The organism is Comamonas sp. lk, from assembly GCF_900564145.1.
Classification (GTDB): domain Bacteria; phylum Pseudomonadota; class Gammaproteobacteria; order Burkholderiales; family Burkholderiaceae_C; genus Comamonas.
The window spans coordinates 1967260-1989296 of sequence record NZ_UOOB01000001.1; the positions used below are offsets into that span (position 1 = coordinate 1967260).

Genomic DNA, 22037 nt, shown 5'->3' on the forward strand with positions numbered 1-22037 from the left:
AGGCAACTACGCACTGGCCACCTCGTTCACCGACAGCGTGGCGCGCACCAACGGCATCTGGACGCCTGGGGCCAACGCCATCAATTTCACCGGCCTGGGCCACACGATTGGTGGGCTGAACATCACGAACACCACCGCCTCGACCGGTGGCGGCGTTTTCAACAATGTCACGAACTCCATGCTGCGTGACATCGGGCTGACCACCGGGACCGTCACCGGCAGCGGTGGCAACGCCTACTTCACGGGTGGCCTGGTCGGCATCGCGACCACGTCCACCATCAAGAACAGCTACGCCAACGTCACGGTCACCTCGGGCAATACCAATGCGAACGGCGGCACTGGCGGGCTTGTCGGCACAGCCATCAGTAGCAGCGTCAGCAACTCGTACACCACGGGACCCGTGTCTGGCTCCAGTACGGGCGGGGGGTTGGAGGCTTGGTTGGCTATGTCAACGTCAGTGGCAGTGTGGCGAGCAAGGTCAGTGATTCCTATTCGAGTGCGGTGGTTTCGGGCTCGAACAGCTACAGCGGCGGACTGATCGGCCGCGCCACCGGCAGCGCGGCGGCGACGGTGGGAATCTCCAATGCCTACGCGACCGGAACCGTCGGCTCGTCCGGCAACAACGTGGGCGCCCTGCTAGGCGGCATCACTGGCGGCAACGTCTCGCTATCCAACGTCTACGCCACCGGCTCGGCCACAGCCAGCGGTACCGGCAACGTTGTCGGCGGGCTGATCGGCAATATCGATAGCACCATCGGCGCTGGCTCTGCGGTAACCATCTCCAACGCCCGCGCCAGCGGCGATGTCTCGACGGGGCTCGGGCGCGGCGGCGGCCTGATCGGACGGGCAAATGGTTACGCTAACATCACCAGCAGCTACGCCACCGGTAATGTGTCGGGCGGCTCAACCATCGGCATCCTTGGTGGGTTGATTGGCGACTCCATCGGAGGAGGCGTCGGCGGTATTACCATTACCCGCAGCTACGCTAGCGGCAATGTCACCGGCAATGGCGCCGGCACGCTCTATGGCGGCCTGATCGGCCAGCTGAACAACACTAACGTCAGCGCCTCGTTCGCCAGCGGCAACGTCAGCGGCAACAACACGGTGGGTGGCTTGGTCGGCTACGCGGTCAACACCTTCAATTTCACCGATGTCTACGCGCTGGGCAACGTCACCGCCACCGCCACTACCGGCATCGGATACGCCGGCGGGCTGTTCGGCCAAGCGGTCCCGAATAGCTTCACGTCCTACATCACCAATGCCTACGCGGCCGGCGACGTCGACACATCGGCACCGACGAAGAATCTCGGCGGCATCGTCGGCCTGGGCGGCGGCACCAATTTCGGCACGCTGGTCCTGACCAACACCTACTGGGACGCGACCGCCAGCGCGATGACTTCGGCCGTGGCCTTCAACAATGGCGGCACGATCCGTTACGCCACCGGCACCGCCGTCCCGAACGCCAGCAACAACACTTTATCTACCGCAGCGGCCGGCGCGCTGACCACCGCGCAGCTGACCAGCGGCACATTGCCGACGAACTTCAACACCGGCGCCACCGCCAACGGCAATCCCTGGGGCGTCACGGCTGGCTTCACTCCTTATTTCAACTGGCAATTTCCCGCCGGCGCGATGACCATTAGCGGCACGGCCTACACCAGTGCGGGTGCCGCTGCGGGGTCGGGCACGGTAAAGCTATACACCAATGGCAATCTCATTTCCGGTGGGCAGGTGCGTACGGACAACACAACCGGCACCTATACGGCCCTGGTCGGCATCGACACCTTCGCCAACGGCTACAAACTTGGCGGCACGCTGACGCTCAATGGCGCAGGCTCAATCTCGGGCCTGAGCTACACCGATTCGCCCTTTTTCAGCGGCGGCAATATCACCGGTTTTGACTTGCGCCAAGGTGTGCTGTTGGCCACCACGGCGGACACAAGCAACAGTGCGCTGCAGACCAGCCTGGGCAACACCTTCGGCAGCAGCAACTACACAAGTCTCACGTCCACCTTGGGCAGTGCGCTGTGGCAGTACAACGCCAGCGGCAACTTCACCGTCGATACCGCCCTGAGTCACGGCGGCAGCACCGGCCTGTACGCGGCCGGCAATCTGGCGCTGAACGCGGCGGTCACCGCCACCGGTAGCACCTTGATGCTGTCGGCCGGCGGCAGCATCACTGACGGCGCCAGCGGCGCGATTACGGCCAACAACTTGGTGCTGCTGGGTGGCGATGTCGCGCTGGACGGCAGTAGCAACAACGTCAACACGCTGGCCGCTAGTGGTGTAAGCAACCTAATCTACAGCGACAGCAATGCGCTGACGGTCGGCGCCGTGACAGGGGTCGAACTGGGCGTGAATGCCAGCGCGATCAACGGAACGAGTGCAACGGTCAGTGGCATCGCGGCCAGCGGTAATGTGCTCGTCAGCTCGGGCGGCAGCAATACGCTGACGGTGAGCAGATCCGTGCAAAGCAGCGCCGCGACCGGGGATGCCACGGTGACGCTGCGGGCTGGCAGAGACCTTTCGGTGGGCGACGGCCTGTTGCTGGGCGGCACTGGCAGCAACAAGACCAATGTGGTGTTGTGGAGTGGCTACACGGCCACCGGCCTGCGCGGCACGGTCACCGTCGGCAACGCCGGCATCGACACCCGCGGCGGACTGTTCTACCTAGGCGGCGCGCTGAACACTGATGCGAACGGCGGCGTGCGCAACTACAACGGCGTCTCGGTACCCTCGTCCGAGGCGGCCGCCTTCTTCTCCAGTCCCGGCTTCGGCGCCTCGCTGACCGGCACCACCATCAACACCGGTGGCGGTGACATCGTCATCAAGGGCCGCTCCAACGTTGCGACCGGCAGCAACGGCGGCGTAGGGCTGCGTGGTGTGACCCTCGGTTCGGGCAGCGGCAACGTCCTCATCGAGGGTGGCGTGGCTCGCTCCGACACGACCAGCGTGGCCGTCAGCATCGACGGCGCGACGTCCATCAGTGCCACCGGCGCCGGCACGGTCTCGATCACCGGCACCAACAGTTCCTCCGGCACGGGCGCGAGCTGGTCGCGTGGCGTGCAGATTACCGCCAGCAGTGGCAACAACGTGGCGATCACGACGCAGTCCGGCGCGCTGACGATCACGGGCAGCGATAGCAGCGGCAGCAGTGACAGCCAAGGCATCCGGCTGGAGAACACGGCACCGGCCACGGCCACGCTGAAGATCACCTCGACCAGCGGCAACGTGTCGTTGGTCGGCACGCAAAGCTCCAGCCAGACCACGGCCAATGTCCAGGGCATCGCCTTCATCGCCGATGGCAGCGCCGCAGCTGGCGCCATCCGCGTCGGCGCTGACGGCAGCAATGCCTACACCGGCGACCTGCTGGTGCGTGGCACATCCATCGTCCACGGCGCCAGCACCAGCACGGCCGGTGCCGTCTCGTTGGGCGGCAGCGGCAGTTTGACGATCGACTCACCCGGCACGACCTTCACGCAGGCGCTGGTGCTCGACAGCGTCTACAACATCGGCAGCGCCCACAGCAGCCTGACCGTCGGCAAGACTACCAACACCGCAGACGTGACGAACAGCGCCGCGCGCACGGTCGCCGGCCCGATCAGCATCTACGGCGGCAATCTGTCGGTAACGACCGGCGCCACACTGACGTCCACTGCCGCAAGCGCGGCCATTCTGCTCAAGGCCACGGCCGGCATCACAGACGCGGCCTCCATCGTGACCAACGGCGGCGACATCACGCTGTGGAGCAACTCGGCAGACGCCACCACCGGTGGCATCTACGTGCAGGACAATGTGACGCTGGACACGCGTCGCCAGGCCGATCGTACGGCTGGCAACACCAGCACGGCCAGCGGCGGAGGCGCGATCACCATCGGCGGCGGCAGTGCCAGCAGCACGTTGGCCTCCGGCACCGTCGTGCCGACCGGCAGCGCAACAGCCATCACGGGCGCGTCGTCCGCAGTGCAATTCGGTACCGACAACACCACAGGCCATATCGGAAACGTCAGCATCTACACCGGCGGCGGTGACCTGAGTGTGCGCGGCCACAACACCAGCGCGTTCAATGCACAGGGCTCTTTTGGCATCAGCGCCTACGCGGGCTTCACCGTAGATGCCGGCGTCAGCGGCTCGGTCACGATGGTCGGAACCTCCAGCGCAGTAGGTGCACCTTCCTCGCAAGGCATTGACCTCGTGGCCCGAAGTGCCGGGAATGCCAGTACCGTCATTCGCACCCACAACGGCAGCATCTCGCTGACCGGTACTGCCAACGGTGGCTCGGCGACAAACAACGGCGTCCAGCTGTCCAGTTACAACACCTTTCCTGTATCCCTGGTGGCTACCGGCTCCGGTGGTATTTCCATCACCGGCAACGCCGCCGCCGTTGGCTCCAGCAGCGCCGACATCAGCTTGGCCAGTGCCAACATCCTGGCGGCTAGCGGAGCTATCAATCTCACCGGCACGGGCGCCGGCAACCTGCTGACCTGGACTCGCAACGGCATTTATGCGATGAGCCTGGGCGCCAAGGCCGGCAGCCTGGTGACCAGCTCTACCAGCAACATCACGATCACCGAGGACAGCTTCTCGCTGACCGCCGGCGACAGCCTGACTTTCAACACTAGCGGCACGGCCACTATTGAGTCTTATGGCAACAACTTCAGTTCGACGCTGAACACCTCCCAGTTCGGCTACGCCAGCACGGTTTCCGGCCTGCGGCTGGGCAAGGACACCGGCCTGGCCCACACCGACACGATCAATATCAACTCGGCCGTCAATATCGCCGGGCCCATATCCGCATACGCCGGCACCATCGCCACAAGCAGTGCGCTAACCAGTAACAATGCTGACGCCAACATTCTGCTCAAGGCCACCGGCGGTATCACCGTAGGCGGATCGATCACCGCCAATGCCGGCGACATCACGCTGTGGAGCAACTCACTCGATGCCGCCACCGGCGGCATCTACGTGCTGGACAACACCAAGCTGGACAGCCGCACGGCGGCCGACCGCACGGCCGGCAACACCAGCACCGCCAGCGGCGGCGGCACCATCACCCTGGGAGGCGGCAGCGCCAGCAGCACGCTGGCATCGGGCACCGTGGTCCCCACCGGCTATGCGCTGAACAATGGCCGCGGTTCCGGCGTGCTGCTTGCGACCGACACCAATGGCCACAACGCGAACATCGCGATGCTCAGCGGCGGTGGCGACGTGAGCATCCGTGGCCGCAACACCGCCTCGCAGAATGGTGGCTACAGCATGGGCATCGGGGCCATGGAAGGCCTCAACATTGATGCCGGTACCAGCGGCTCCATTACCCTCAATGGCGACGTCACCGCCACGGCCTCCGGCCAGGCGCTTGGCGTCTTTCTGGGCTTCCTGAGCAATGCCAACGGAGGCTTCGCGACCAGCACCCTGCGCACGGCGGATGGCAATATCAGCGTGACCGGCACGGCCAACAGCAGCGCGCCGACCAGTACCGGCGTTGCCCTGTACCAGCGCCCCACTTCGGCGCTGACGTTGGCCGCCACGGGTACGGGCAGCCTCACCGTCAATGGCACGGCCACCGGCGGCAACCCGCGCGACGTGCTCCTGGCTTCCACCGACCTGCTGGCCGCCAGCGGGCCGATCACCGTCACCGGCAACGGCGCCGGCACCCTGGTGACCGTGACCAACAATGCCAGCTACGCGATGAGCCTGGGCAGCAAGGCCGGCAGCCTCGTCACCAGTTCGACCAGCAACATCACGCTGACCGATGACAGCTTCGCGCTGTCGGCGGGCAACGGCCTGGCCTTGAATACCAGCGGCACCGTCACGCTGCAGCCCTATACGAACAACTTCTCGACCGCGTTCGGCCTGAGCAATCTGAGCTTCGCCAGCACCATCAGCAATCTGACCGTGGGCAAGGACATCGGTGCCACAGCTCACACCGACACGGTGAACCTGAATGCGGCCGTCAACATCGCCGGGCCGATCAGCGTCTACGCCAACACCATCAACCTGAGCCAGCAGTTGGCCACCGCCGGCAGCGGTAACAACGGACGCATCACGCTGGACGCCGACACGGCAGCCACGCAGACCGGCGGCAGCCTCAGCGGCACGCAGCTGCTGCTGCAGGGCCCGGGCAGCTTCACGCTGAACCAGACGACGAACACCATCGGCACACTGGCGGCCGCCAGCGGCACGGGCAACATCAGCTATGTGGACAGTGATGCGCTGACCATCGGCACAGTGGGGTCCACCAACGGTATCAGCAGCACGGGCACCGTGTCCGTGGCCACGCAAAGCGGCGACCTGACGGTTGCGCAAAGCATTGCCACGACCAATGCCGGCACCAGCGCCATCACGCTGAACGCCGGCAAGGCCGCGGCCGCCGGCACGGCCGCCGGTGGCAACATCGTCGTCAGCGGCGGCCCGGCCATCACCACCGGCACCGGCGGACGCGCCACGCTGTACAGCGGCAGCACGGCCAACAGCAGCCTGGCCACGTTGGTGGGCAGCGGCTCGGGCCGTTTCCGCTACAACAGCGACGAGGCCGCGACCAACTACACGGCGGTGCTGGGCACGGGGCTGTACGGCATCTACCGGCAAAGCATCAGCACGGCCTTTGCGCTGGACGACATCAGCACCGTCTATGGCACGGCAGCCACGCTGAACACATCGAACGCTCTGGTCAACGGCGATGCTGCCACCTTCAGCATCGCCAATCCGCTGCTGTCTACCTCGGGCAATGTGCGTGTGGGCAGCTATGGCGTCAGCGTCACCAACCTGTCGGCACTGACCGCCCTGGGCTACACGGCCACCGGCAACTCCAGCGCTATGCTGACGGTGACGGCCAAGGCCTTGACCATTGGCGACATCACCGCTGGCGACAAGGTCTACGACGGCAGCCGCAATGCCACGATCAGCACCGCAGGCGCCAGCTTTGATGGGCTGGTGGCCGGCGACAAGGTCACCGTGGCCGCCACCGGCAGCTTTGGCGACAAGAACGTGGCCAATGGCAAGACCGTCACCCTGGTCAACACCAATGGCGGCGCCGATGCCGGCAACTACACCATCACCAACCAGGCCACGACCACGGCCAGCATCACGCCCAAGACCCTGACGGTGAGCCAGATCACGGCCGCCGACAAGGTCTATGACGGCACGGCTGCGGCCAATGTGGTGACGGGCAGCGTGCAGTACACCGGCCTGGTGGTGAACGACGACGTCAAGCTGACGGCTTCGAGCGGCGTGTTCGGCAACAAGAATGCCGGCAACGGCAAGACGGTGACGCTCTCCAATACCTACAGCGGCACGGACAAGGGCAACTATCTGATCGTCGATCAGACCAGTGCCACGGCCAGCATCAGCCAGGCCCAGCTGCAGATCAGCACCAACGACGTCACCAAGGTCTACGACGGCACGACTGCCGTGTTTGGCGGCGCAGCCATCACCGTGGGCGGCACCCGGCTGTTCGGTGACGACACGCTGTCGGGCGGCACGTTTGCCTATACCAGCAAGAACGTCGGACTTGGCAACAAGGTGGTGGTGGGCGTCACGGGCGCTACCATCAACGACGGCAACAGCGGCGGCAACTACGCCGTCAGCTATGTCAACAACACCAACAGTACCATCACGGCCAAGGCCTTGAGCATCAGCGGCATCACCGCCGACAACAAGATCTATGACGGCAGCCGCAATGCCACGATCAGCACCGCAGGCGCCAGCTTTGATGGGCTGGTGGCCGGCGACAAGGTCACCGTGGCCGCCACCGGCAGCTTTGGCGACAAGAACGTGGCCAATGGCAAGACCGTCACCCTGGTCAACACCAATGGCGGCGCCGATGCCGGCAACTACACCATCACCAACCAGGCCACGACCACGGCCAGCATCACGCCCAAGACCCTGACGGTGAGCCAGATCACGGCCGCCGACAAGGTCTATGACGGCACGGCTGCGGCCAATGTGGTGACGGGCAGCGTGCAGTACACCGGCCTGGTGGTGAACGACGACGTCAAGCTGACGGCTTCGAGCGGCGTGTTCGGCAACAAGAATGCCGGCAACGGCAAGACGGTGACGCTCTCCAATACCTACAGCGGCACGGACAAGGGCAACTATCTGATCGTCGATCAGACCAGTGCCACGGCCAGCATCAGCCAGGCCCAGCTGCAGATCAGCACCAACGACGTCACCAAGGTCTACGACGGCACGACTGCCGTGTTTGGCGGCGCAGCCATCACCGTGGGCGGCACCCGGCTGTTCGGTGACGACACGCTGTCGGGCGGCACGTTTGCCTATACCAGCAAGAACGTCGGACTTGGCAACAAGGTGGTGGTGGGCGTCACGGGCGCTACCATCAACGACGGCAACAGCGGCGGCAACTACGCCGTCAGCTATGTCAACAACACCAACAGTACCATCACGGCCAAGGCCTTGAGCATCAGCGGCATCACCGCCGACAACAAGATCTATGACGGCAGCCGCAATGCCACGATCAGCACCGCAGGCGCCAGCTTTGATGGGCTGGTGGCCGGCGACAAGGTCACCGTGGCCGCCACCGGCAGCTTTGGCGACAAGAACGTGGCCAATGGCAAGACCGTCACCCTGGTCAACACCAATGGCGGCGCCGATGCCGGCAACTACACCATCACCAACCAGGCCACGACCACGGCCAGCATCACGCCCAAGACCCTGACGGTGAGCCAGATCACGGCCGCCGACAAGGTCTATGACGGCACGGCTGCGGCCAATGTGGTGACGGGCAGCGTGCAGTACACCGGCCTGGTGGTGAACGACGACGTCAAGCTGACGGCTTCGAGCGGCGTGTTCGGCAACAAGAATGCCGGCAACGGCAAGACGGTGACGCTCTCCAATACCTACAGCGGCACGGACAAGGGCAACTATCTGATCGTCGATCAGACCAGTGCCACGGCCAGCATCAGCCAGGCCCAGCTGCAGATCAGCACCAACGACGTCACCAAGGTCTACGACGGCACGACTGCCGTGTTTGGCGGCGCAGCCATCACCGTGGGCGGCACCCGGCTGTTCGGTGACGACACGCTGTCGGGCGGCACGTTTGCCTATACCAGCAAGAACGTCGGACTTGGCAACAAGGTGGTGGTGGGCGTCACGGGCGCTACCATCAACGACGGCAACAGCGGCGGCAACTACGCCGTCAGCTATGTCAACAACACCAACAGTACCATCACGGCCAAGGCCTTGAGCATCAGCGGCATCACCGCCGACAACAAGATCTATGACGGCAGCCGCAATGCCACGATCAGCACCGCAGGCGCCAGCTTTGATGGGCTGGTGGCCGGCGACAAGGTCACCGTGGCCGCCACCGGCAGCTTTGGCGACAAGAACGTGGCCAATGGCAAGACCGTCACCCTGGTCAACACCAATGGCGGCGCCGATGCCGGCAACTACACCATCACCAACCAGGCCACGACCACGGCCAGCATCACGCCCAAGACCCTGACGGTGAGCCAGATCACGGCCGCCGACAAGGTCTATGACGGCACGGCTGCGGCCAATGTGGTGACGGGCAGCGTGCAGTACACCGGCCTGGTGGTGAACGACGACGTCAAGCTGACGGCTTCGAGCGGCGTGTTCGGCAACAAGAATGCCGGCAACGGCAAGACGGTGACGCTCTCCAATACCTACAGCGGCACGGACAAGGGCAACTATCTGATCGTCGATCAGACCAGTGCCACGGCCAGCATCAGCCAGGCCCAGCTGCAGATCAGCACCAACGACGTCACCAAGGTCTACGACGGCACGACTGCCGTGTTTGGCGGCGCAGCCATCACCGTGGGCGGCACCCGGCTGTTCGGTGACGACACGCTGTCGGGCGGCACGTTTGCCTATACCAGCAAGAATGTGGGCATCGGCAACAAGGTGGTGGTGGGCGTCACGGGCGCCACCATCAACGACGGCAACAGCGGCGGCAACTACGCTGTCAGCTATGTCAACAACACCAACAGCACCATCACGGCCAAGGCCTTGAGCATCAGCGGCATCACCGCCGACAACAAGATCTATGACGGCAGCCGCAATGCCACGATCAGCACCGCAGGCGCCAGCTTTGATGGGCTGGTGGCCGGCGACAAGGTCACCGTGGCCGCCACCGGCAGCTTTGGCGACAAGAACGTGGCCAATGGCAAGACCGTCACCCTGGTCAACACCAATGGCGGCGCCGATGCCGGCAACTACACCATCACCAACCAGGCCACGACCACGGCCAGCATCACGCCCAAGACCCTGACGGTGAGCCAGATCACGGCCGCCGACAAGGTCTATTACGGCACGGCTGCGGCCAATGTGGTGACGGGCAGCGTGCAGTACACCGGCCTGGTGGTGAACGACGACGTCAAGCTGACGGCTTCGAGCGGCGTGTTCGGCAACAAGAATGCCGGCACAGGCAAGAGCGTCCTGCTCTCCAATACCTACAGCGGCTCTGACCTCTCCAACTACACCCTGGTCGATCAGACCAGTGCCACGGCCAGCATCACGCCGGCCGCCTTGACCCTGACCACCGGCAATGTCAGCAAGACTTACGACGGAACGACCGATGTCAGCGGTGGCGCAGCCACCGTGGCCAGCGGCATGTTGTACATCGGTGACACGCTCACGGGCGGCACGTTTGCCTATACCGACAAGAACGCCGGTGCCGGCAGCAAGGTCGTCACCGTATCGGGTGTGAGTGTGTCTGACGGCAACAGCGGCGGCAACTACACGCTGAGCTATGTCAACAACACGGCCAGCACGATCAACAAGGCTACGCTGACGGTCAGCGGTATCACGGCGGCGGACAAGGTCTACGACGGCAATACCAACGTGCTGGTGAGCACGGCCGGGCTGATCTATACCGGTCTGGTGGTCGGCGACCAGGTCACCACCGACGCCAGCGGCCAGTTTGTCGACAGGAATGCCGGTATCGGCAAGAGCTTGACACTGCTCAGCAGCTACGGCGGAACCGATGTGGGCAACTACCAGATCACCAGCCAGACCAGTGCCAATGCCACCATCAGCAAGGCGGGCCTGACCGTGACGGCCAATGACGATGCGCGCTTTGTGACGCGCAACGACATCGCAGGCTACAACGGCGTGCACTACAGCGGCTTTGTGGGCGGCGACACAGCTGCCTCTCTGGATCTGAGCGGCCTGGTCGTGAACCGGCCCAACGGGGGCGTGGGGGCCGGCGTGTACACCGGTGCCCTGCAGGCCAGTGGCGTGGCCTCGGGCAACTACACCATCAGCTACGCAGCCGGCAACTACACCATCCTGGCGGCCAACAATGCGCTGGTCAAGACGGTGAATCAGGAGACCTCCTACGGCACAGTCCCGACCTATACCGTGGCCTCGGTCGAGTACATGGACAACAACAACCTGATCAGCACGTTGACGCAGTCCGGCCACAGCGGCAACAGCTACAGCTACAGCGACGGTGTGGGCGGCACGCTGAGCTTCGCGCTCGGCCCGCGCACCACCAACCTGTCCAGCAGCGGGCTAGTTTCGGTGGGTAACTACACGATTGCCGATGCCAACCCGGTTATCGGCGGTGGCAATCTGACTGGTGCGGTGACCTTTATCGGCAACCTGGCCGTGCAGGCCAAGGCGGTGAGTGCCTCGGCCGGCGGCGTCAGCAAGATCTACGACGGCACGACGGCCATGAATGGCGTCACGCTGAACCTCACAGGCCAGTTCGATGGCGATACGGTCACCGTCAATGGACGTGGCAATTTTTCGCAAAAGAATGTGGGCAACAACCTCAGCTACAGCGTGACCGACATGGCGCTGGATGGTGCGGACGGAGCCAACTATTACCTGAGCGGAGGCAGCAGCCTGTCGGGCAACAACGGCAGCATCACGCCCAAGACCATCACCGTGGGCGGCATCACGGCCGCCGATAAGGTCTATGACGCCGGCAAGGGCGCTACCGTCAACACCGCAGGCGCCAACTATGGAGGTTTGATCACGGGTGATGATGTGGGCGTGATCGCCACGGGTCTGTTTGGCGACAAGAACGTGGGCAGCGGCAAGACGGTGACGCTGAGCAGCAGTTATAGCGGCGCTGACAAGGATAACTACATTTTCATTGATCAGGCCACCACCACGGCCGCCATCACGCCCAAGGCACTGACCGTCAGCGGTCTGGCCGTGGCCAACCGCACGTACGACGGCACGACCGGTGCCACGGTGGACCTCTCGGGCGCCACCTATACCGGCCTGATCGCTGGCGACTTCGTGCAGGTGGCCGCCAGCGGCAGCTTTGCCGACAAGAACGCCGGCGCCGACAAGCTGGCCACGCTCAACAGCCGCTACAGCGGTGCGGACGTGGGCAACTACAGCATCACCGACCAGGCCAGCACCACGGGGGATATCTTTGCAGCGGCCCTCAGTGTGTCCAGCGGCAATGTGAGCAAGGTCTATGACGGCGGCACCAGCGCAGCGGGCAGCGCCACCGTGGTGGGCGGTCAGCTGTTTGGCGGCGATACGCTCAGCGGCGGCAGCTTTGCCTTCAGCAACAAGAACGCCGGAGCGGGCAACAAGACCGTGCATGTCTCGGGCGCCACACTGTCCGACGGCAACAACGGCGGCAACTATCGGGTCACCTACGTGGACAACACCAGCAGCACCATCACGGCCAAGGCCGTGACGGTGGGTGGCATCACCGGGGTCGACAAGGTCTATGACGCAGCTCTGGGCGCCACGGTCAACACTGCCGGCGTCAATTACGGCGGTGGACTGATCAGCGGCGACGACGTGACCGCGATCGCCACAGGTCTGTTCGGCGACAAGAACGTGGGCAACGGCAAGACCGTGACGCTCACCAGCCGCTACAGCGGCGCCGACATCGCCAACTATGTCTTCACCGACCAGGCCACCACCACGGCCGCCATCACGCCCAAGGCACTGACCGTCAGCGGTCTGGCCGTGGCCAACCGCACGTACGACGGCACGACCGGTGCCACGGTGGACCTCTCGGGCGCCACCTATACCGGCCTGATCGCTGGCGACTTCGTGCAGGTGGCCGCCAGCGGCAGCTTTGCCGACAAGAACGCCGGCGCCGACAAGCTGGCCACGCTCAACAGCCGCTACAGCGGTGCGGACGTGGGCAACTACAGCATCACCGACCAGGCCAGCACCACGGGGGATATCTTTGCAGCGGCCCTCAGTGTGTCCAGCGGCAATGTGAGCAAGGTCTATGACGGCGGCACCAGCGCAGCGGGCAGCGCCACCGTGGTGGGCGGTCAGCTGTTTGGCGGCGATACGCTCAGCGGCGGCAGCTTTGCCTTCAGCAACAAGAACGCCGGAGCGGGCAACAAGACCGTGCATGTCTCGGGCGCCACACTGTCCGACGGCAACAACGGCGGCAACTATCGGGTCACCTACGTGGACAACACCAGCAGCACCATCACGGCCAAGGCCGTGACGGTGGGTGGCATCACCGGGGTCGACAAGGTCTATGACGCAGCTCTGGGCGCCACGGTCAACACTGCCGGCGTCCACTACGGCGGTGGACTGATCAGCGGCGACGACGTGACCGTGATCGCCACCGGCCTGTTTGGCGACAAGAACGTGGGCAACGGCAAGACCGTGACGCTCACCAGCCGCTACAGCGGCGCCGACATCGCCAACTATGTCTTCACCGACCAGGCCACCACCACGGCCGCCATCACGCCCAAGGCACTGACCGTCAGCGGTCTGGCCGTGGCCAACCGCACGTACGACGGCACGACCGGTGCCACGGTGGACCTCTCGGGCGCCACCTATACCGGCCTGATCGCTGGCGACTTCGTGCAGGTGGCCGCCAGCGGCAGCTTTGCCGACAAGAACGCCGGCGCCGACAAGCTGGCCACGCTCAACAGCCGCTACAGCGGTGCGGACGTGGGCAACTACAGCATCACCGACCAGGCCAGCACCACGGGAGATATCACGCAAGCATCGATCACGGTGACGGTGGGCAATGTGAGCAAGGTCTATGACGGCATGACCGGTGTGTCCGGTGCCACAGCTTTGCTGGCCAGCGGCATGCTGTTCGGCAGCGATGCGCTGACGGGTGGCAGCCTGGCTTTTGCCGACAAGAACGCTGGAGCGGGCAACAAGACGGTGCTGGTAGGCGGCTTTGGTGTCAGCGACGGCAACAGCGGCGGCAACTACACGGTCAGTTACCTGAACAACACCACCAGCACCATCACGCCCAAGGCGTTGACGGTCTCGGGTATTGCCGGTGTGGACCGGGTCTATGACGGCACGATCCAGGCTGGCGTGGACACCAGCGCTCTGGTGCTGGGCGGTCTGATCAGCGGCGACAACCTGCAGCTGGTCAGCAGCGCTGGCAACTTTGCCGACAAGAACGCAGGCCAGGGCAAGACAGTGACGCTGGCCAATAGCTACAGCGGTGCGGACTTGGGTAACTACCAAATCACCGACCAGACCGGCACCACGGCCAGCATCAAGCAGCGCATGGTCAGCCTGAGCGGCCAGCCCGATACCGGCGACCTGAGCAAGGTCTACGACGGTACGACCCATGTGAATATCGACACCAGCGGCGTCACCATCGGCGGCCTGCTGACGGGCGACAAGCTGGGCTACCAGGCCAGCGGTACGACGGCAGACAAGAATGTGGGCGTGGACAAGAACGTGACCATCGTGGGCGGTCTGACGGGCGAGGATGCCGGCAACTACCAGATCGAGCTGCCCACGTTGAGCGGCAAGGTGACGGTCACGGCCAAGGTCTTGACGCTGGACGGCATCACGGCCGGCAACAAGGTCTATGACCGCACGACGGATGCCACGCTGGGCCTGGCCGATGCCGTGTTCAGCGGTGCCGTCGAAGGCGACAACGTGGGCTACACGGCCAGCGGTGCTTTCAGCGACAAGAACGCGGGCATGCACAAGACGGTGTTCTTGAACACAGGCCTGAGCGGAGCGGACGCTGGCAATTACACGCTGAGCGGGCAGAGCACAACGACGGCCGACATCACGGCCCGGATCATCACGATAGACAACGTGCCCGGTAGCGGTGGTGGCAATGGTGGTAATGGCGGCAGCGGCGGCGATCTGAGCAAGGTCTACGACGGCACGACCCATGTGAACATCGACACCAGCGGCGTCACCATCGGCGGCCTGCTGACGGGCGACAAGCTGGGCTACCAGGCCAGTGGCACGACGGCGGACAAGAACGTGGGCGTGGACAAGAACGTGACCATCGTGGGTGGTTTGACGGGCGAGGATGCCGGCAACTACCAGATTGAGCTGCCCACGCTGAGCGGCAAGGTCACGGTCACGCCCAAAATTCTGACGGTTGACGGCACGGTGGCTCAGGACAAGGTCTTCGACGGCAGCACGGGAGCGATATTGAGCGGCGCCACACTGAGCGGTGGCGGTGTGCTGGGGGCTGACGATGTGCGCCTGCTGAACCAAGGGCAGGGCAGCTTCGATACGGCCAGCGTGGGCAATGGCAAGACGGTCAACTCGGCGATGACGCTGGGCGGAGACGATGCCGGCAACTACCTGCTGAGCCAGCCCGGTGGCTTGGTCGCCAGCATCACTCCCCCGTCGGTGCCGCAAACTCCGGACGCCGGCGTACCGCCGGTGCTCACGCCCGAACCACCGCGGCCCCCGGGCTTTGTGCCGGAACAGCCCGTGGGTGGCGCTGAAGTGCTGACCGGCACGCCGCAGCTCCCGGCGCTGCCGGGTCTGGATAAGACTCCCACGGTCGTGTCGGGCCAGGAGGCCCGCTCGGATGTGGCCCCAGGGCGTGAGGGATTTGCACAAGGCGCGTTGGTGGCCGAGTCGGTGGCCGTGCTGATGAGCGTCGGCGATGCGGTGCGCACCGGCGACAACTTCATCAGCGTGACGCATTTCGAGGTACTGAGTCTGCGGCCGGCCACGCCGTTCACATTCGCCCTGCCCAAGGACACTTTTGTGCACAGCAATAGCGCCGAGCCGCTCAGCATCGAAGCACGATTGGCCGATGGCCAGCCACTGCCTTCCTGGCTGCGTTTTGACGGTCAGGGCTGGGTTTTCAGCGGCATGCCGCCCGAAGGCAGCAGCACCTTGGATGTGGTTGTGATTGCACGCGATGCCGGCGGCCATAGGGCGCAGACGCAGGTGCAGCTATCTTTTCGTTGAAAGGGCCGCATGAGCCCTGCTATTTTGGAGACATCACAAAGGTGATCATGACTTTCCGCCGAACGCCTGCCTGGACCTGGATCGCCTTGGCGAATCTGCTCGCCGGCACCTCATCCGTCCTTGCCCAGCAGATTCCGGACGCCGGCAGTGCCCTGCGCCAGACCGAGCAGGAGCGCCGCCCCATACTGCCGCCGGCCGCCCCGCCGAGCTCGCCGCCCAGCCCGGAGGAGGTAGCGCAGCGGGTGCCTGCCACCGGCCCGACGCTGAAGCTGTCGGCCTTTCGCTTCGAGGGCAATACCCTGCTGTCGAACGAGGTGCTGACAGACACGATTGCTGCGTACCTGCAGCGGCCGGTGCGCCTGCTGGAGTTGGAGACGGCTGCCGCACTGCTGGCCCAGCGCTACCGTGAGGAGGGCTGGCTGGCCCGGGTGCTGATCCCGCCGCAGGAGGTGGAGAAGGGGGTGTTCACCTTCAAGGTCATCGAAGCGGCCTATGGTGGAGCCACATTTTCGGCCGACACCGATTCCGCCAGCCTGCCGGTGGGCGAGAACGCCATCATCAGCCGTGTCGAGGCCCGCCAGGCCCGCGGTGACAAATTGCATCTGCCCAGCCTGGAACGCGGTCTGCTGATCGCCAACGACCTGCCTGGCCTGCAAGTGGCCGGCAGCCAGGTGGCCGGTCGCAGCGAAGGCGAGACCGAGGTGGTCCTGAAGGCCACGGCCACGCGCCGTCTGACTGGCGAGCTGGCGGTGGACAACTACGGCTCGCGCAGCACCGGCGAAGAGCGCATGCTGGGCCGCTTGAGCCTGAACGGCGCACTGGGCTGGGGCGAGCAGTTCGACCTGGCGACGCAGTTCACCCGTCACCTCAGCTATGGCCGGATTGCCGCTGCGCTGCCGCTGGGCTCGGACGGGCTGCGACTGGCAGTCAATGCATCGGCCCTGCACTACAAGGTCGGGACGCCGGAATTCAGCGCCCTGGCGCCTCGCGGCAGCTCGCGCAGCGCCGGCATGGAGCTGCTGTACCCGCTGGTACGCGCACGCAGCCACAACCTGTTTCTGTCCGCCGGCTACGATCACAAGCGCCCCTACAACACCACGGTCCTCGGGGTGAGCAGCGACTACACCATAGGCAACAAATTGCTGCGCCTGGACGGCAATATGTTCGACTCTCTGGGCGCCGGAGCCGTCAGCAGTGCCAGCCTGTCCTGGGTGTTTGGCCGGCTCAACCTGGATGGCTCGCCCACCCAGGCACTGGATGCGGCCACGGTGAATTCGCAAGGCAGTTTTAAAGTGCTGCGCTACCGCTTCAGCCGCGACCAGCAACTGGGTGCCGGTTGGTCGCTCTTCGGGGCCTATAGCGGCCAGATGGCCAACAAGAATCTGGACTCGGCCGAGAAACTCTACCTCGGCGGCCCCAACGGCGTGCGGGCCTACCCGCTCAACGAGGGCGGTGGCTCGGAAGGGCGTTTGTTCAATCTGGAACTGCGCTGGCGGCTGCCGCCGTCCGGCGTCTGGAACACCAACCTGGCCGGCTTCTATGACTGGGGGCGGGTCGATATCAACCGCAACCGGAATTTTGCGGGAGCTCCGGCGCTGAACAGCTATTCGCTGTCTGGCTATGGTCTGACGCTGACGAGCATGGGGCCCGAGGGAGTTCAGCTGACAGCGACGCTGGCGCGCCGGGCGGGCAACAATCCTTACCAGACGGTGACCGGCCATGATCAGGATGGCAGTCTGCGCAAGTACCGGATCTGGCTGGCTTTGAGCAAGTCGTTCTGATGGAGAAGCAGAGGTCTGGCTTGGCCAGACCTCTTACCTAGCCCTTGGCTTTCTGAGTCTGCGGCTTGCTTGCAGGCCCGTGAGCGGGAATTACTTGGGCTAAATCGCACGCCACAATAGAAAAAAGGTTCCTAACTTTGCAGTTAGGAACCTTTATCTATTTTGGTCGGAATGGCGGGATTCGAACTCGCGACCCCTTGCACCCCATGCAAGTGCGCTACCAGGCTGCGCTACATTCCGTGTTGATGGGTTGAATTATAGGGACAAAAATCAGCCTCTCCAGGCAAAACGCCCACTTTCTTCAAATTAGCTGAAAAAACCTTTTCAGCTGGGTAGCCGCAAGCTGCCCATCACTCCAGCGTCATCAGCCCCGCATTGCCGCCAGCTGCGGCGGTGTTTATTGACAAGGCCCGCTCATGCCAGAGCCTTGCCATGTCCAGACCCTGGCCTGTCTTGCAGCGTATGGGCAGCAATAGCGGGCCGGGGCGCTGGGCAAGCAGCCGGCTCCATTGCAGCCATTGCGCATCCTCGGCTTCGATCAGTGCGGCGTCGATGGCGGCCAAATCATCCGGGTTTCCGAGCAGCTGCACATGAGCGCGTAGCTCTGCGGGCAGGCTGGCGTGCAGGGTCCGGGTGATGGTATCTGTCTCATTTGCTAGCCATACCGCCGTGCCGCCGCTGGCCAGCACATAAGCCAGTTGCTGCCAGCGCATGGCAGCGCTTTGCGCCACGCACAGGTTCTGGCCGCGGGCCACAAGACTGTAGCGATTGCTTTCTCCCGTGGGGCCGGGCAGCTGGCGCGGCGCATGCAAGGCTGGCAATGCGGCCTGCAACTGCTGCAGCGTAGCTTGCAGATCATCATCTGCGCCTGCCAAGTTGCCCAAGGCCGCGAGCAACTGGCGGGTCTGCTGCAAGGCTGGTGATGGTGTGTGCTCGGTAGCAGGTCCGGCCTTAACCAGTATTTGCAGCAGCGGCCGCAGCTGCTGGGGCTCGCCGCTTTGCAGGCGGGGCAGATACAGCGGGCCCCCAGCCTTGGGGCCGGTGCCCGACAGGCCTTCGCCGCCAAAAGGTTGCACGCCCACGACGGCGCCCACCATATTGCGGTTGACATACAGATTGCCCACATGGGCGCTGGCCGCCACCTGTTGTACGGTTTCGTCTATGCGGGTGTGCAGACCCATGGTCAGGCCATAGCCCAGAGCGTTGATGCGTTGCAGCAGCTGCTGCAAGTCGCTGCGCCGGTAGCGCAGCACATGGAGTACCGGGCCGAACACCTCGCGCTGCAGCCGATCCAGGCTATCAAGCTCGATCAGCGTTGGCGGCACAAAGTGGCCGTGGGCGGTCAGCGCGGCCTGCATGGGCGCCTGGTGCATGCGCAGGCCCTGGGCCTTGAGTTGGTCTATGTGCTGCTCGATCATGCGTTTGGCCTCGGCGTCGATGACCGGGCCCACGTCGGTAGCCAGCGCGACGGGGTTGCCTATATTCAGCTCCTGCATGGCGCCGCGCAGCATGGCCAGCAGCTTCTCGGCACAGTCTTCCTGCACGCACAGCAGACGCAGGGCGGAGCAGCGCTGGCCTGCGCTGTCAAAAGCTGAGGCCAGGATATCCGTCACCGCCTGCTCGACCAGGGCGGAGGAGTCCACGATCATGGCGTTCTGGCCGCCGGTTTCGGCCACCAGTACCACGGGCTCGCCATTGGGGCGCAGACGGCTGGCGACTTGGTGATGAAGCAGGCGCGCCACATCGGTGGAGCCGGTAAACAGCACCCCGGCCACGCGCGCATCGGCCACCAGGGCCGCGCCCACGGTTTCGCCCGGGCCGGGCAGCAGTTGCAGCACGTCTGGCGCAATGCCTGCTGCGTGCAGCAGTTCAACGGCCTGCCGGGCAATCAGCGGAGTCTGTTCGGCGGGTTTGGCCAGCACCACATTGCCGGCGGCAAGCGCGGCTGCAATCTGGCCGGTGAAAATGGCCAGCGGAAAATTCCAGGGGCTGATGCAGGTGACGGGGCCTATGGGTCGGGCGGTGACGCCCGCGCTTTCCTGGTGCTGGATCTGAGTCGCGTAATAGCGCAAAAAATCGATGGCTTCGCGTACCTCGGCTACGGCATTGGCGGCGGTCTTGCCGGCTTCGTGCATCAGCTGGGTCATCAGCGCCGGCATTCGGCTCTGAAATAGCTCAGCTGCGCGATTCAGGCAGGCTGCACGCTCTGCGGCCTCGGTCGCGCCCCACGCGGCTTGGGCCTGCGCAGCGGCATTCAGCGCCATGGCTACTTGCTCTGCGCTGCTGTTTGCCACCTGGCCCAGTATCTGGCGCGTGTCTGCGGGGTTGCGCACCAGGCCGGCTTGCGCATCGATAGCGGGTGTCGGCGTGCAGGATAGCGAATCGGCCAAAACTCCCAACGTGCGCTCGTCGCTCAGATCCAGTCCATTCGAATTGGCGCGCTGGGCGCCCAGCAGATTGGCGGGCAGAGGGATGCGTGGATGCGGCAAACCCAGACGGTCAGAGCTATTTTTGGCTTCAGCCCTTGTCTGATCAGCGGGTGCTGCTATCAAATCCGCTAGCGGCCATTCGGGGTCGGCAATGCGGTGCACAAAAGAGGAGTTGGCGCCGTTTTCCAGCAGACGGCGCACCAGATAGGCCAGCAGCGTCTCATGTGTGCCCACGGGGGCATAGATGCGGCAGGGGCGGCGGGCGGTGGGGTTTTCGTTTTCCACCACATGGCGGTATAGCGGCTCACCCATGCCGTGCAGGCATTGAAATTCATAGCGGCCAGCGCTGTATTCCTCGGTGCTGGCCAGTGCTTCTATGCTGGCCACCGTCTGCGCATTGTGGGTGGCGAACTGGGGGTAGACAGCCTCGCGCGCGGCCAGCAGTTGGCGGGCGCAGGAGATATAGGCCACATCGGTATGGTGCTTGCGGGTGTAGACGGGGTAGTCGGTCAGACCGTCGACTTGCGCGCGCTTGATCTCGCTATCCCAGTACGCGCCCTTGACCAGCCGCACCATGAGGCGGCGCTGGCTGCGTCCGGCCAGATCGATCAAGTAGTCGATCACATAGGGGCAGCGCTTTTGATAGGCCTGCAACACAAAGCCCAGACCGTTCCAGCCTGCCAGACTGGGGGCATGGGCCAGTTGCTCCAGCAGGTCCAGCGACAGCTCCAGTCGGTCGGCCTCCTCGGCATCGATGTTGAGACCCATGTCATAGCTGCGCGCCAGCTCGCACAGCTGCAGCACGCGGGGCAGCAGCTCGCTCATCACGCGCCGGTATTGGGAGCGGCTGTAGCGCGGGTGCAGGGCGCTGAGCTTGATGGAAATGCCCGGTCCCGCGTACACGCCCATTCCTTGGCCGGCGCGGCCTATGGCATGAATGGCGTCCACATAGGCTTGGAGATAGCGCCGGGCGTCGTCCGCAGTGAGGGCGGCCTCGCCCAGCATGTCGTAGGAGTAGCGAAAGCCCTTGTCTTGCAGCTCGCGGGCGCGCTTCAAGGCTTGTTCTATGGTTTCGCCCATCACGAATTGCTCGCCCATCAGGCGCATGGCCATGTCCACCCCTTTGCGCAGCAGCGGCTCACCGCCCTTGGCCGTGAGGCGATGCAAGGCAGACAGCAGGCCGGCTTCGCTGTGCGTAGCCACCAGCTTGCCGGTGATGACCAAGCCCCAGGCCGCCGCATTGACAAACAGCGACGGGCTTTTGCCCAGATGGGCCTGCCAGTCGCCGCCGCGCAGCTTGTCGCGTATCAGTGCATCCCGGGTGGCGGCATCGGGAATGCGCAGCAGGGCTTCGGCCAGGCACATCAGGGCCACGCCTTCTTGCGACGAGAGTGAGAACTCCTGCAGCAGGCCCTGTACCAGACCTTGCCGGCCTTGGCTGGCCGGTTGGGCCCGCAGCTTCTCTATCAATTGACTGGCATGGGCCGCCACGGCCTGGGCTTGTGCCGGTGCCAATGTGGCCAGCGGCAGCAGGCGGGTGACGGCATCGGACTCCGCCATGCGTGTGGCCGCCGTAATGGCTTGGCGCAGCGCGTGGGCCGGGCGCTCGGGGCCAGGCAGCGGGGTGAATTCCAGGCGGGTAGGGGGCGGCAGGTCGGGCATGTCCAGTCTCATCTGGCAGCAGCGGGCAGGTGCGCTGTATTCA

Annotated in this window: 4 protein-coding genes and 1 tRNA gene; 3 read left to right on the forward strand and 2 right to left on the reverse strand. The window is 64.6% G+C overall.

Annotated features, from left to right (window positions below):
- The first annotated feature begins 37 nt into the window (after positions 1-37).
- Genes EAO39_RS09110 through EAO39_RS09120 form a run of 3 tightly spaced genes read left to right on the forward strand, consistent with a single transcriptional unit; the run spans position 38 to position 17903 of the window.
- Entirely contained in the window at positions 38-538 is a 501-nt protein-coding gene (locus EAO39_RS09110; RefSeq protein ID WP_120967106.1) for a GLUG motif-containing protein, read from the forward strand.
- Entirely contained in the window at positions 466-16122 is a 15657-nt protein-coding gene (locus EAO39_RS09115) for a YDG domain-containing protein (RefSeq protein WP_162989513.1), read from the forward strand. The genes EAO39_RS09110 and EAO39_RS09115 overlap by 73 nt, the downstream gene beginning before the upstream one ends.
- Before the next feature lie 47 nt (positions 16123-16169).
- Positions 16170-17903 carry a ShlB/FhaC/HecB family hemolysin secretion/activation protein gene (locus tag EAO39_RS09120; protein WP_162989514.1) on the forward strand — a complete coding sequence of 578 codons (1734 nt, stop codon included), beginning with the start codon at positions 16170-16172 and terminating at the stop codon, positions 17901-17903.
- A 163-nt stretch (positions 17904-18066) separates the two neighbouring features.
- On the opposite strand, the gene EAO39_RS09125 is transcribed toward EAO39_RS09120, so the two are convergent.
- Both EAO39_RS09125 and putA read right to left on the reverse strand, forming a co-directional pair.
- Positions 18067-18143, reverse strand: a tRNA-Pro gene (locus EAO39_RS09125).
- Positions 18144-18253: 110 nt separating this feature from the next.
- Positions 18254-21994 (reverse strand): trifunctional transcriptional regulator/proline dehydrogenase/L-glutamate gamma-semialdehyde dehydrogenase, encoded by a 3741-nt coding sequence (gene putA, locus EAO39_RS09130; protein WP_205589363.1) that lies wholly within the window; start codon positions 21992-21994, stop codon positions 18254-18256.
- Positions 21995-22037 lie beyond the last annotated feature (43 nt).